This window comes from Cohnella cholangitidis (assembly GCF_014107495.1).
Taxonomy (GTDB): Bacteria; Bacillota; Bacilli; order Paenibacillales; family Paenibacillaceae; genus Cohnella; species Cohnella cholangitidis.
Window position 1 is genome coordinate 6,367,501 of sequence record NZ_CP041969.1, and the last position, 13,405, is coordinate 6,380,905.

Genomic DNA, 13,405 nt, shown 5'->3' on the forward strand with positions numbered 1-13,405 from the left:
ACATCCTTTCCCACTTAACACACACTTGGGGACCTTAGCTGATGATCTGGGCTCTTTCCCTCTTGACGACGGATCTTAGCACTCGCCGTCTGACTCCCGAGTATACATGCATGGCATTCGGAGTTTGACTGGACTTGGTAACCCTTGGCGGGCCCCGCACCCAATCAGTGCTCTACCTCCATGATGCTTCACCTCGAGGCTAGCCCTAAAGCTATTTCGGGGAGAACCAGCTATCTCCGAGTTCGATTGGAATTTCTCCCCTACCCCCACGTCATCCCAGAGCTTTTCAACGCTCACGAGTTCGGGCCTCCAGTGAGTGTTACCTCACCTTCACCCTGCACAGGGGTAGATCACACGGTTTCGGGTCTACGACCACGTACTTATTCGCCCTATTCAGACTCGGTTTCCCTTCGGCTCCGCCTCATCAGCTTAACCTTGCACGTGAACGTAACTCGCCGGTTCATTCTACAAAAGGCACGCCATCACCCCTAGATCGGGCTCTGACTTCTTGTAAGCGCACGGTTTCAGGTTCTTTTTCACTCCGCTCCCGCGGTGCTTTTCACCTTTCCCTCACGGTACTGCTTCACTATCGGTCGCCAGGTAGTATTTAGCCTTGGCAGATGGTCCTGCCGGATTCCCACGGGGTTTCTCGTGTCCCGCGGTACTCGGGATCCGTCTCGGAGAGAGAAGACTTTCGGCTACAGGGTTGTTACCTTCTGTGACGGGCCTTTCCAGACCTCTTCGCCTAACCTTCTCTTTTTTTACTCCATGTGAGACGTCCCACAACCCCAAGGAGCAAGCTCCTTGGTTTGGGCTTCTCCGCTTTCGCTCGCCGCTACTGACGGAATCACTATTGTTTTCTGTTCCTCAGGGTACTTAGATGTTTCAGTTCCCCTGGTGTGCCTCCAACGAGCTATGTATTCACTCGAGGGTAACTATCCATTACGATAGCTGGGTTTCCCCATTCGGAAATCTCCGGATCAAAGCTCACTTACAGCTCCCCGAAGCATATCGCTGTTCGTCGCGTCCTTCATCGGCTCCTGGCGCCTAGGCATCCTCCGTGCGCACTTATTAGCTTAACCAATGCTCCGGGATATCGATTCTGTTTCTCCGATGCGCGTTCGTTACAAGGCTCCCATCAAAGATGGGCGACAGCAACGCTCGTGCATGAGTCGAACAGAACCGACATCCCTACGCATACATAGTAGACACTAGTAAGGCAGAGATGATACTCTTCTTCTTTCGCGCTTTGTTTCGCTATCCAGTTTTCAAGGTACAAGATATCCTGCATTGCGGCAGGAAGATCATATTATCATGTGCGCCGTTCCTTATTCAACCATCAAAAGTTGGTAATTCAGGTGCACGAGATATTTTAGAAAGAGTAAATTGCTCTTTCAAAACTGAACCCGAGCGTAAGAAACGGTTTGCCACTTCGCTTGCGCGACCGTGGTCTTTTTATAGCTCCGAAGAGCTCCTTAGAAAGGAGGTGATCCAGCCGCACCTTCCGATACGGCTACCTTGTTACGACTTCACCCCAATCATCTACCCCACCTTCGGCGGCTGGCTCCCTTGCGGGTTACCCCACCGACTTCGGGTGTTGTAAACTCTCGTGGTGTGACGGGCGGTGTGTACAAGACCCGGGAACGTATTCACCGCGGCATGCTGATCCGCGATTACTAGCAATTCCGACTTCATGCAGGCGAGTTGCAGCCTGCAATCCGAACTGAGACCGGCTTTGTTGGGATTGGCTCCACCTCGCGGTTTCGCAGCCCGTTGTACCGGCCATTGTAGTACGTGTGTAGCCCAGGTCATAAGGGGCATGATGATTTGACGTCATCCCCGCCTTCCTCCGGTTTGTCACCGGCAGTCAACCTAGAGTGCCCACCTTGACGTGCTGGCAACTAAGTTTAGGGGTTGCGCTCGTTGCGGGACTTAACCCAACATCTCACGACACGAGCTGACGACAACCATGCACCACCTGTCTCCTCTGTCCCGAAGGCCGCCTCTATCTCTAGAGGATTCAGAGGGATGTCAAGACCTGGTAAGGTTCTTCGCGTTGCTTCGAATTAAACCACATACTCCACTGCTTGTGCGGGTCCCCGTCAATTCCTTTGAGTTTCAGTCTTGCGACCGTACTCCCCAGGCGGAGTGCTTAATGTGTTAACTTCGGCACCGAGGGCATGATACCCCCAACACCTAGCACTCATCGTTTACAGCGTGGACTACCAGGGTATCTAATCCTGTTTGCTCCCCACGCTTTCGCGCCTCAGCGTCAGTTACAGTCCAGAGAGCCGCCTTCGCCACTGGTGTTCCTCCACATCTCTACGCATTTCACCGCTACACGTGGAATTCCGCTCTCCTCTTCTGCACTCAAGTTCCCCAGTTTCCAGTGCATCACGGGGTTGAGCCCCGCACTTAGACACCAGACTTAAAGAACCGCCTGCGCGCGCTTTACGCCCAATAATTCCGGACAACGCTTGCCCCCTACGTATTACCGCGGCTGCTGGCACGTAGTTAGCCGGGGCTTTCTTCTCAGGTACCGTCATCGGGCTAGCAGTTAACTAGCCCTTATTCTTCCCTGGCAACAGAGCTTTACGACCCGAAAGCCTTCCTCACTCACGCGGCGTTGCTCCATCAGGCTTTCGCCCATTGTGGAAGATTCCCTACTGCTGCCTCCCGTAGGAGTCTGGGCCGTGTCTCAGTCCCAGTGTGGCCGTTCACCCTCTCAGGTCGGCTACGCATCGTCGCCTTGGTGAGCCGTTACCCCACCAACTAGCTAATGCGCCGCAGGCCCATCCGCAAGCCACAGATTGCTCCGTGTTTCCCAAGCTCGCCATGCGGCTAGCTTGCGTATCCGGTCTTAGCATCCGTTTCCGAATGTTATCCCGATCTTGTGGGCAGGTTGCCTACGTGTTACTCACCCGTCCGCCACTAACCTCTTCGGGAGCAAGCTCCCTCAGAGATTCGTTCGACTTGCATGTATTAGGCACGCCGCCAGCGTTCGTCCTGAGCCAGGATCAAACTCTCCATAAAAGGATCCACCGAAGGCGGTATCCAAGAGAGCCAAAAGGCTCAATCTGTATTGCTGGTTTGCCTTCCGACGACCGAAGCCGTCTTCCGACGATTGTTTGTTTCTTACGCTCGATGTTCAGTTTTCAAAGAACAATTGGTGTTTCGTTTGTCTGCCCATTACTGAAGCAGGAGTTACATCATACCTCGTATCCAACCAACTAACAACCCTCAATTTTTACCAATTGATAGCTAAAAGGAGAGTACAGACGATAGCAACCGGTAATAGCTCGGGAAGAATACTTCCCCAATCATTAACCTGAATGAGATCAATTTCTTCTGGAGAAGATATACCGAATTAAAAAGAAGGAGGATTGCAATTGAACATAATTGATGGAATGGATGCGGCGAGATTTACATCAGCCAACACACATTACAATTCAAAGGAAGAGGAAACAATAGAAGTAAATACGGAAATGCCATTGGTATTACGAAATCTAAACAATAAATCCGATATTGATTCTACTTCACCGCAACAAACACAAGAGCAAATGGCTCAACAACCACCATTTATTCCTGAGTAAACACGTATACCCCTGCTCCCGCGAATTGATTAGTACAAGTTTTATTCTAATTATTCGTTAGGGGGTTTTTCAGTGTATGAAGAATATTTTTAATGTTGGTCCTTTGGATGTAGTCTAAAGATCAACGCTGCAAACGCTGCAAACGCTGCAAACTCATTTATTTTCGGTAGCCCGATTCGTTTCCATTTCATTAAAGACTTGGAGTTTACCGACTTCCAAAAGGCCGATCGCTTCTGGATAAGTCAAGTCTGTCCAGCCCGAAGAAATTGTTCCGTCATTCATCTGGGCAACGTATATTACCGAATCGATTTGATCCTCCTTGTGAATATAAGAAAGGAGATGCTCCATGAGATCTACGGGAGTAATCCATTTTTTTCGGTTGTTCCCATCCACATCCTTCATCCCTTTAAAACGGAAGGCCGTATGTATCAAAGTATCAAGCGGATCCCGATCCTCGTCTTCGGCAAGTATTGTTTGTTGCAAGGCCATGCCAAGTTGAACACAGCCCCATTGCCACAGAGTTTCAGTCTCTTCAACGGTGGCCGGCTTCTCTTTCGCCCGCAAAACGATATCGGCCAGCACGGCCTCGAAAGCTTTTTTATCGAATTCCATTTGACCCGGGGAATCCCCCTCCGCTATCATCCGCAAGCTAAAATCATCGTTATATTGAATTTCGTAAATGGTTTTCTCCATTAATATTAGCCCCCCTTTTTTCTTTTACTTACTTTGTAGAATGATAAGGAAAAATATGCACGGTAATTCTTGAACCCAAAAATGGGGATCAAGTTCTTGAACTAGCTAATAACAAGAACTTGATCCCATAAAACTTATAAAATTACAATGTATTATATACGCTGTCACATTCTTCCGCGGTCGGTTCATAAAAACAGTGCTTCTTCCATCGTCCTGCGAACGGCTGATTATACCAAGTCGGCGGACATGGACCGGGATTTTCGAACGTTCCCGGACGGAAATACCATAGGGAGAATTTGGCTGGCCAATTCCGCTCCCCGTTCACTGCCCGTTGCGCCAGACGGCGTTCCCTATCTCTTGCGCTTTGATAGTACATACCATGTTGCAATGCTTCGAACGCATGCGGCTGGTTGATCATCTGGGGAATTGTCCGGATTCCTTTAAAATCGGAGCAATTCGCTCTTATACGGTTAATTCCAACATTCCCCACAAGGAGCATGCCCTGTTCGCCTTCGGTCTCCGCTTCGGCTCGAAGCAACCTTGCCAACATATCGATATCCTGTTGTCTGGCTTTTACGACTGCCATTGTCTCACCTCTTTAGATTTCTAGACTCATCATATTGTAGGCGAAGCGGATGTGTTACTCCGGCAAAATAGTGAGCGGGCCGTTAATAAACCTTTTTCAACAGCTCAATCACTTCATTAAGAGTGAGGCCAAAGGATTTGTAGTAGGAAGCGTCGTTAACCATTTGCTTCAAAATCGTTTCGTTGCGTACTTGAAGCATCTCATCGGACGAGAATTCGGCTACAAAACACCCTTTCCCCGTCACGGTATTGATCAAACCGCATCGTTCGAGCTCTTCCCAAGCCTTCTTTACGGTGATGACGCTAACATGAAGCTCAAGGGCTGCTTGCCGAATAGGCGGCAAACAATAGCCGCTTTCTAACTCGCCTTTCAGAATTTGAGCGCTGATTTGTTCGAACAGCTGCTGATAGATCGGTTTTTCGGAATGGTTTGAAATGGCAACGTTCATCATATCTCCACTTTTAGAAATCGTTTGTAAGCGATTCGATAAGCAATCATGGTGAATGCAATAAATATCACGATTCCAGCTACCAGGATGGATGTTTGCAGGGCCAAATTGTCAACGCCGCTACCATTAAAAATGTCGGACAAATACGGACTCTGGATTCCTAACCATTGTGCGACTCCGGCAAAAAGCATTGCGGCCGTAATGGATGCAAACATCGCCCCGCCATATTTATATGCCGTCTTGTAGTACATAGAGATAAAGATAAGGTTGAAGATCGCAAGCATGACAAAACAGAGTCCCCAAAAACCCATGTGCGGGGCGAAGAAATAGTAGATCAGATTCGGGTATAAGCGAATCGTTATCATCCCATAGACCATGGCGACCACGACGTGCAAGACTTCCAGGATGACAATCACGGACACCCTTGCCTTCACCATGTCTTTTTTGGTGACGGGCATCATCGAGGTAAATATCAAATCGTTCTGCGCTCTAAATTGGCCAAACATATTCGGCATCGTTATCCAACAAAAATAGAGTGGGACGAGAAAATATAGCCAACCGGGAACGAGCATTAAGGCTCCCATCAAAAAAGGAAATACGAAAAACATAGGATTTACTCCTAATTTTAAATCTTTCATCATTAAGTTATACATGCATACCCTCCTTTTTCGCGAAATAAATCATGATTTCCTCGAGACTTGGAATGGTTGATTTGATACCGGTAGAGGGATCGAAGTCTCCGGCGTGGATCAATCCCGTAAAGCCGAAAGAATTGATTTTGTAGGAAATCAACCGTTCTTTCACCTGGTTTAGTTGGCTTTCGTTACCGTTCAGTAAACGATAGGACTCCATAAATTCGTTTTTCTCGGAACTGTCGATGATTTGCCCGTTATCGATGAAAGTAATAAAATCAGCGCATTTTTCCAAGTCGGATGTAATGTGGGTAGAGAAAAGGATGCTGATTTCTCCATCGATTACGAGCTCTTGAAAAATATCCAACAGATCGTCTCTTGCGACCGGATCGAGTCCGCTTGTCGGTTCGTCAAGGACGAGAAGCTTCGCGCCATGGGATAAAGCAAGCGCCAAGCTGTACTTTACTTTCATTCCCGTCGATAACTCGGCGATTTTTTTGTTTTCATCCAATTTGAACCTTCTTAGAAAGTTGTAATAAGTTTCCTCTTCCCAATTCTTGTAGAACTTCTTAATGACTTCGGTCAGCTTTTTCATCTTGACGCGGGTATAGAAATCGATGCCGCCGAATGCATATCCGATTTCTTGCTTTAATTCGATTTCGTGATCGGCGATGTTCTTGCCCATAATTCGTACCTCGCCGCTATCGATATGAATCATTTTCAGGATTGATTTTATCGTGGTTGTTTTTCCTGCTCCATTGGCACCGATAAATCCCATAATATAGCCCTTTTCCAGTTGGAACGATACATCTCTTAGCTGGAAATTTGGGTATTTCTTATTTAAATTTCGAATGTCTAATGCCAGCATACCATACCTCCTCATAAAATTGTGTATGTTGTGTATGCACAATGTAACACTAAGCGTTTTCCAAGTCAATCATCAAATGTTATTTATTGGACGCTGTTTGTTGCCGGCATTTGCCCGAGCAGCACTCTACGACTTTCGTCGAGTTCCGCCCCTTACCTCGGTCTGATCTGCAGAACGGCGCTATCTGGTATACTATAGCCGAGTCTTTTGGAGGAGCGATCGACCATGAATTACGAACAAAAAGCGCGCGAAGAAATCGCCGCTTGGGAGCGGCAGTTATTCAAGCGCCCGGCTGGCTGGAAAAAACCTCGAAAATGATCGGTACTCGAATTAACAGCTTGATTCCGGCCAAAGTGCACGACATCATTACGACCACCATAAAGTCTATCGTGCGTACGGCGCTGTTCGGCGCGGAATATACACCTAAGAGACCCGTGCAGCGGAATCTCGATCTAGAATGGAACGATCAAGAGGCGAAACGATTGTTTTCCTTATACCAGAAGATCGCTGTCGCCGAAGGCGCAGGCACCGGAGCGGGCGGCATTTTACTTAATGTCGTAGACTTTCCGGCATTAATTGCGATAAAGATGAAATTCTTGTTTGAGTTGGCCCATAACTACGGGTATGATACGAAGCACTTTTCCGAACGGGTTTTCATTCTAAAGGTATTCCAAATGACGTTCTCCGGTCCGGAACAACGCGCCAAGCTGTTGAACTCGATCAAGAGTTGGGATTCCGAAAAGGAGCTATGGTCCTCGGAAACCGAGTACTCCAAAAACATGAACTGGGAGACGTTCCAGAAGGAATACCGCGACGCGATCGACTTTCGGAAGACGCTGCAGATGGTGCCGGGGATCGGTGCCGCCGCGGGAGCTTGGGCGAATTACACCATTCTCGAGGAACTTGGCCAATCCGCGACGAACGCATACCGATTGCGAAGATTAAACGAGTCGAATGATAATCGGGATATTCAGATTCGCCTAAATAAATCTTGACGTTTGTATAACGGCAAACGAAAAAAGCCCGCGGTTTCCGCGGACTTTTTTCGTATCTTTTCGAGCTTTACTATGCGCTTTCCCCGCAAACGGGGCAATCTAGATTTTTTCTCGTGAAATCGATTCTTGTCTCCAACTGGTAACTATCGAAATTCATGGCAATGACTTTACCTTCCGAACGCATGGCAGCCGTCCCCGTGAACCATCGGGCGATATCGCCGCTCACCATGCCTGCAAGCATCATATAGTTCGGCATGATCGACGTGCTCGGCATCCGATAATCCGCAGCTCTGAATTCGGCGATGAAAGAAGCGTGATTAGCGTCGGACCTGCCGTACTGAGCGTCGATACATGCCACGCAACCGGTTCGGTCGGGTACGACGGCGTAAACTTGCCCCTCGCAGACGTTCATCCCGCCGGCGATAAAAGGAATTCGCGTCTCGGAGCAAGCTTCATTAACCCACCTTTCCAGCAACCAATAGGGTTGATCCGCAGCCAGAACGACCAGATCGCTGCCAAGAATAACCCTCTTCGCATCGGCGGCTGACTTAATCTCCAGATCGGTTAGCTCCAGAGTCATGCCGGAATGGAAGCGAGTCAACACATCGGAGGCGGCTTCGATCTTTCGGCGTCCGATGTCTTGCTCGTTGTACAAAAACTGCCTGTTAAGGTTACTCAACTCAATAACGTCGAAGTCTACGATTCGAACGGCGCCAACGCCGAGACCCGCCAGGTTGAATAATACGCCGCAGCCGAGCGCTCCGGCGCCGATGACCGTCACTTTCGCGTTCCGAAGACTTTCCTGCATGCTCCAAGGGGCGAAATTGAGATGGGAAAAATAAGAAAAATAATTCAGGTTCGCTTGGTACCGATCAAGCTCTTCAGGCCTAAGCGAACTTTCGTCCAGCAACCGCCGATCGTCCACGTAGCCCAAGCGATCGAGTTCGGCAATGAGCTCCTTCACCTCTTCTACCGACATCGCCGGATAAGTTAAGGATGTTTCTCTCGCAAGGCTTTCGACGGTTCGTGTCCCGTCCATTAACCGGAGAAGCCGTTCAATCCACCCGTCAACGTCCTCGATTTCCACGGACCGGTTCGGAATGGCTTCGCCGATTCGAAGGACGCCGCCCGGCAAGCTCCTGACGTAGAACATACGCTTGAACGACGGCATGCTCCCGTTCCCAATCACTTTTTCGCCCCCTTTCGCTTAGTTCGCGATCCGCAATCCCCAAATGAACGTCATCACCGGTTTGATTCGAACTTTACTCACATTATTCGCCTCCAGACGTTATTCGTTTATTTCAGCCGTTCCAGCCGGAGCGGCAAGCTCTTTAAGCCAAGAAGGTTAAAGCTCGAGAGCGGTTCCAATACGGCACCCTCGGGAATCCGGAATTCGGATACGCGTCCGAGGATGGTCTTCAACGCGGTTGAAACCTCCAATCGGGCCAGCGGCGCTCCAAGACAGAAATGAATACCGTGCCCGAACGTCAAATGCGAACCAGCCGGTCGCGTAATGTCGAATACGTTCGGATTGTCGATCTTGGCCGGATCTCTATTCGCCGCTCCCATGAAGAGGACGACTCGTTCGCCAGCCTTCATTTTCACGCCGCCTATCTCCGCGTCCTGCCTCACGACCCGAAACATCAATTGAACCGAAGTGCGGAAGCGCATCACTTCCTCGACGGCTTGCGGGATCAGTCCGGGTTCCTTGACCAGCCTCTCCCATTGATCGGGATATTCCGCGAACGTTCGGATCGTGTTGGTCAACAGGTTCGTCGTCGTTTCATTGCCGGCCACCATCAAGAGCGCGCAGAAGTTGCTGGCTTCCGTATCCGTCAACTGACGGCCTTCTACTTCCGCGACGGCTAACCGGGAAATCAGATCGCCCTTCGGATCCTGTCTTCTTTCGTGCACGAGCTTTCGAAAATAATCCAGCATTTCGTTATAACCGGCAACGTGCTCGGGAAGCGACTCCGTCAAACCGGTAAGCAACCGCTCCGAAATTTCTATGATCATATCCGACCACAGCTTGAAACGGTCTTGATCTTCTTCCGGAACCCCGAGCATCTCCGCGATGACCGTGACCGGAAAAGGGATAGCGAAATCACGCACGAAATCGACTTCTTCCCGATCCAGCATGGCGTCCAACAAGCGGTTCACGATTTCTTGAATGCGAGGTTCGAGCTCGAGGACGGCCTTCGGGGTGAACGCGTGAGTCGCCAGCGCTCGAAGCTGCGTATGGCGAGGCGGGTCCATTCCCGTAAGCTGGTTCTCGAACGGCAGTTCCATGGAGAGACCGTCGAAGACGGCCGACGAGAACGTCTGATGATCGCTGAACACTTTGCGCACGTCATCGGCCCGGAATACGAGATAAGCTCCGAATTCGGGACTGAAAACGACAGGACTGGCTTCCAGCATATGAGCATACCATGGGTAAGGATCAAGTCGTAAATCCGGTTGATTCGACATCGAAATCGGTTCCTTCTTTCCGCAATTTAATTCGCTACACGCAGTCCCCAGATGATCGTTTGAACCGCTTTGATCTCCACTTTTTTCATCCGTATGCACCTCCCGTTTCGTTTCTTATTTCTTTTTTATCATTCGCTTCGTAATTTGGGATAGTGACCCCAGTCACGGTGATTGTCATGGCTTGCAATAAGGATCTGACTTCCTCCCCCACTCTGTTGATCATCCGTCGGAAATGTGACAATGTTCTAGATATCAAGCCATGACAAGAACTTGTTGCAATAAATAGAAAAAGCCGCGATATACGCGACTTGTACTGGGACTTTGTTATTGACTTCCGACTTACGTTCATCGCCAGATTTCGGCTTGCAGCTTTATGCGCTCTGAATTGGTTTTTTACGAATGCTCGTTATTTCAAAAGCTTCTTTAGGAATCCCGAGTTCAAGTGCCTTCTTCTTCTTAATGACCATGGCCTGCTGTAAGCTGGTGGCTTGAAATTCAATCGTGGTACCAGATGGATCCTCGAATGCATAGTAGCTTTTTTTATTTGACATTAACTAAGCACCTCTCCACCATATTCTCGCAAGATTTTGCACGGCTTTGTTCTGAATTTAACTAAAATCATTATGTCCACGCATCGTTTTTATAAACATCAAGAGGATATGTCAAGGACAATAACCACGATAACCCGGCTCTATCCTTTTTTTACCCCCGCCTTTTATACGCTCTCATTGCAAAGAGATAAGCAACGAGCGTAATCCCGACGCACCACGCAAGCGCAATCCATATATCGTTGTCCAAGGGCTGACCTGACAGTAATGCGCGGATAGATTCTACGATCGAAGTCACCGGTTGGTTTCGGCGAAAACGCGAACTGCGGTCGGCATCGAGTCGGTTGGCACAAATGCCGAGCTGATAAATGGCAGGAAGATAAGGGGGTACGAAAAGGCGCTAGCACCATCGACCGTTTTTGCGGATAGTCCGGCAATAGCTGCGACCCAGGTTAAGGCTAGCGTAAACAGCATGAGTATTCCAGCTACGGCAAGCCATGGCAGCACTCCCGCGGACGAACGAAAGCCCATAATTAATGCTACGAGAATGATGACGATAACCGATATAGCGTTGGACACCAGCGAGGTAAGCACATGCCCCCAAAGCAAGGCGGAACGTGAAATCGGCATGGTGTGAAAACGTTCGAATATCCCACGCTGCACATCGGTAAACAAACGGAAAGCCGTATAGGATATTCCGCTGGCTATAGCCATAAGAAGTATTCCGGGCAACAGGTAATTCACATAATTATCCGTTCCGGTTTGAATCGCGCCGCCGAATACATAGACGAATAGCAGCATCATTGCGATTGGCGTGATGGTGACCGTGATGATGGTATCCATACTGCGGAAAATGTGACGCATGGAACGTCCGAGCATAACGCTAATATCGATGAAAAAATGTTTCTTTGCCGCTTCCATCTATATGACCTCCTTTTTGCCGACGATAGCGAGGAAGATCTCCTCTAACGACGGTTGTTTCTCGACGTACTCCACCTTTGCGGTCGGGAACATCCTTTTTAACTCCGGGAGCGTACCGCTGGCGATAATCCTTCCTTCATGCAAAATGGCAATCCGGTCGGCGAGCTGCTCGGCTTCCTCCAAATATTGCGTGGTGAGAAGTACCGTCGTCCCGCCTTCGGCAAGCTCTTTGACAATTTTCCAAACCTCGATCCGCGCCTCGGGGTCAAGGCCGGTAGTCGGCTCATCCAGAAATATAATCCGCGGTTTGCCTACAAGGCTCAAAGCGATGTCGAGCCTGCGGCGCATCCCCCCGGAATAAGTAGATACTCTGCGGTCTGCCGCGTCGGACAGACCGAAGCGCTTCAACATGTCCTCCGCGACCTGGCGAGGGTTTTTGAGATATTTTAGCTTGGCAATCATGATCAGATTTTCCCGTCCGGTCAAAATTTCGTCCACGGCGGCAAATTGACCGGTCAGACTGATCGCCTGGCGTACGTGATCGGGATTGGACGCGACATCAAATCCGTTGATGGCGGCGGTTCCGCCATCCGGTTTAAGAAGCGTGGTGAGGATTTTGACAACCGTTGTCTTGCCTGCCCCATTAGAGCCAAGGAGAGCGAAAATACTCCCCTTTTCCACTTCGAAATCTACGCCCTTCAGCACTTGATGCTGCTTATAGGATTTTTGCAGACCTTTTACTTGTATCGCCGATACTTGCATATTTTTCACTCCCTTATATGACCGTGACTTTTGACAAATCGACGACCCATAAGCCTTTAAGCGCAGCATAGGTCAACTTATCCATCGTCGCGCCTTCAAAGCAGACGGTTTTGAAGGCAAGGTAAGATTTGTTGGTCACTGAAAAAGGTAGACGGAATGATACGTTTTTCAGTGTCGCTCCCCTAAACGAAACGTCGTTCAGTGCAGACTTGTCAAACTTGACACCGATGAAGGTCTGCCCATCAAAACGAATCCCTCGTAGATCGGAATATTTGAAATCAACGCCATTAAAGATGCAGTTCTCGAAAATTGTTTTTCTAAGGTCGATCTTGTTTAGCGTGACGTCGGTCAGTTTTACGTCTTTGAATTTTGCTCCGTCCATCCCTGACGCGCTGAAGTTGGTCCGAACAAGGATTGACTTATTAAAGCTCGCATTAGTAAGGTCAATGGCGGAATAGTTGCAGTCCGTCAGATTCGCGCCGGCAAAATTGGCCTCGCGCACATCGCTGCTTGTAAACGAGGTACCGGTCAAGTCGGCGCCGGCAAAGTCGGCTCCGCGTAACGCGCTCGCTTTGAATTTTCCTTTGTGTAAAGTAACCCCCGCGAAGTCACTCTCTTGCAGATTGCTCGCGGTGAGGTTTATCAGCACTTGCCGTTCCAGCGACCGGGAGAGGTTGGCGACCTCCAGAATCGTCTGCTCAATGTCGCCGATACTATCGATGGTCATCTTAAACGCCGTTTCATCGTCTTTGCCCTCGGCTTCGAGTTCACGGTATCGCTCCTGCAAATCGGAAAGCAGGTCGGCCTTTAATTCGCTGACGCTTTTCACCCCATCGTATGGCGTAAAAACGCTGTTCAAATAATCCGTCACTTTCTGATTCATAACATCC

At 49.3% G+C, this 13,405-nt stretch carries 11 protein-coding genes, 2 rRNA genes and 2 pseudogenes (1 of these 15 cut by a window edge); 2 read left to right on the plus strand and 13 right to left on the minus strand.

The annotated features are described in order from the left end of the window. Together FPL14_RS29295 and FPL14_RS29300 are read right to left on the minus strand one after the other, a co-directional pair. Positions 1 to 1,082: ribosomal RNA gene (locus FPL14_RS29295) — 23S ribosomal RNA — on the minus strand; it reaches 1,963 nt to the left of the window's first position. Positions 1,083 to 1,479: 397 nt separating this feature from the next. Further along, positions 1,480 to 3,033 (minus strand): 16S ribosomal RNA (locus tag FPL14_RS29300). Together the 16S and 23S rRNA genes form the textbook arrangement of a ribosomal RNA operon. A 356-nt stretch (positions 3,034 to 3,389) precedes the next feature. Between FPL14_RS29300 and FPL14_RS29305 the strand changes: the two genes are divergently transcribed. Continuing rightward, entirely contained in the window at positions 3,390 to 3,593 is a 204-nt protein-coding gene (locus FPL14_RS29305; protein ID WP_182301065.1) for a hypothetical protein, read from the plus strand. Between the two features lie 153 nt (positions 3,594 to 3,746). On the opposite strand, the gene FPL14_RS30240 is transcribed toward FPL14_RS29305, so the two are convergent. The 5 genes from FPL14_RS30240 to FPL14_RS29330 form a co-directional block, all read right to left on the minus strand. Then, positions 3,747 to 4,286, minus strand: coding sequence for a hypothetical protein (locus FPL14_RS30240; protein WP_229263719.1), 540 nt, complete (start codon positions 4,284 to 4,286; stop codon positions 3,747 to 3,749). Positions 4,287 to 4,428: 142 nt separating this feature from the next. Continuing rightward, positions 4,429 to 4,872 carry a cell wall hydrolase gene (locus FPL14_RS29315; RefSeq protein ID WP_182301066.1) on the minus strand — a complete coding sequence of 148 codons (444 nt, stop codon included), beginning with the start codon at positions 4,870 to 4,872 and terminating at the stop codon, positions 4,429 to 4,431. A gap of 82 nt (positions 4,873 to 4,954) precedes the next feature. Next, positions 4,955 to 5,320, minus strand: a complete 366-nt coding sequence (locus tag FPL14_RS29320) for a GntR family transcriptional regulator (RefSeq protein WP_182304224.1) — start codon at positions 5,318 to 5,320, stop codon at positions 4,955 to 4,957. Next, the gene (locus FPL14_RS29325; RefSeq protein ID WP_182301067.1) at positions 5,320 to 5,973 is read right to left on the minus strand and encodes an ABC-2 transporter permease; all 654 of its coding nucleotides are present in this window, start codon (positions 5,971 to 5,973) and stop codon (positions 5,320 to 5,322) included. Before FPL14_RS29325 ends, FPL14_RS29320 begins: the two co-directional genes overlap by 1 nt. Beyond that, complete coding sequence (locus FPL14_RS29330) at positions 5,966 to 6,820, minus strand: ABC transporter ATP-binding protein (protein ID WP_182301068.1); 855 nt, start codon at positions 6,818 to 6,820, stop codon at positions 5,966 to 5,968. Before FPL14_RS29330 ends, FPL14_RS29325 begins: the two co-directional genes overlap by 8 nt. 225 nt (positions 6,821 to 7,045) lie before the next feature. Between FPL14_RS29330 and FPL14_RS29335 the strand changes: the two are divergent. Continuing rightward, positions 7,046 to 7,815, plus strand: a pseudogene (locus tag FPL14_RS29335) (EcsC family protein). A gap of 70 nt (positions 7,816 to 7,885) precedes the next feature. Here FPL14_RS29335 and FPL14_RS29340 read toward each other — a convergent pair. The 6 genes and pseudogenes from FPL14_RS29340 to FPL14_RS29365 all read right to left on the minus strand — a co-directional run bounded on the left by FPL14_RS29340 (position 7,886) and on the right by FPL14_RS29365 (position 13,398). Then, on the minus strand, positions 7,886 to 9,004 hold the full coding sequence (locus tag FPL14_RS29340) for a HesA/MoeB/ThiF family protein (protein ID WP_182301069.1): 1,119 nt from the start codon (positions 9,002 to 9,004) through the stop codon (positions 7,886 to 7,888). A 107-nt stretch (positions 9,005 to 9,111) separates the two neighbouring features. Continuing rightward, complete coding sequence (locus FPL14_RS29345; protein WP_182301070.1) at positions 9,112 to 10,284, minus strand: cytochrome P450; 1,173 nt, start codon at positions 10,282 to 10,284, stop codon at positions 9,112 to 9,114. A gap of 371 nt (positions 10,285 to 10,655) precedes the next feature. Continuing rightward, positions 10,656 to 10,835, minus strand: a complete 180-nt coding sequence (locus FPL14_RS29350; protein ID WP_182301071.1) for a hypothetical protein — start codon at positions 10,833 to 10,835, stop codon at positions 10,656 to 10,658. Between the two features lie 151 nt (positions 10,836 to 10,986). Further along, positions 10,987 to 11,753 (minus strand): annotated as a pseudogene (locus tag FPL14_RS29355) (ABC transporter permease). Then, positions 11,754 to 12,515: an ABC transporter ATP-binding protein gene (locus FPL14_RS29360; protein ID WP_182301072.1), complete on the minus strand. Its 762-nt coding sequence runs from the start codon at positions 12,513 to 12,515 to the stop codon at positions 11,754 to 11,756. Positions 12,516 to 12,528: 13 nt separating this feature from the next. After that, positions 12,529 to 13,398, minus strand: a complete 870-nt coding sequence (locus FPL14_RS29365; RefSeq protein WP_182301073.1) for a pentapeptide repeat-containing protein — start codon at positions 13,396 to 13,398, stop codon at positions 12,529 to 12,531. Between the last annotated feature and the right edge of the window lie 7 nt (positions 13,399 to 13,405).

Coding starts and splice junctions, on each gene's coding strand:
- FPL14_RS30240 (WP_229263719.1), bottom strand. CDS start 4,286: ATGGAGAAAACCATTTACGAAATTCAATATAACGATGATTTTAGCTTG.
- FPL14_RS29315 (WP_182301066.1), bottom strand. CDS start 4,872: ATGGCAGTCGTAAAAGCCAGACAACAGGATATCGATATGTTGGCAAGG.
- FPL14_RS29320 (WP_182304224.1), bottom strand. CDS start 5,320: ATGAACGTTGCCATTTCAAACCATTCCGAAAAACCGATCTATCAGCAG.
- FPL14_RS29325 (WP_182301067.1), bottom strand. CDS start 5,973: ATGTATAACTTAATGATGAAAGATTTAAAATTAGGAGTAAATCCTATG.
- FPL14_RS29330 (WP_182301068.1), bottom strand. CDS start 6,820: ATGCTGGCATTAGACATTCGAAATTTAAATAAGAAATACCCAAATTTC.
- FPL14_RS29345 (WP_182301070.1), bottom strand. CDS start 10,284: ATGTCGAATCAACCGGATTTACGACTTGATCCTTACCCATGGTATGCT.
- FPL14_RS29350 (WP_182301071.1), bottom strand. CDS start 10,835: ATGTCAAATAAAAAAAGCTACTATGCATTCGAGGATCCATCTGGTACC.
- FPL14_RS29360 (WP_182301072.1), bottom strand. CDS start 12,515: ATGCAAGTATCGGCGATACAAGTAAAAGGTCTGCAAAAATCCTATAAG.
- FPL14_RS29365 (WP_182301073.1), bottom strand. CDS start 13,398: ATGAATCAGAAAGTGACGGATTATTTGAACAGCGTTTTTACGCCATAC.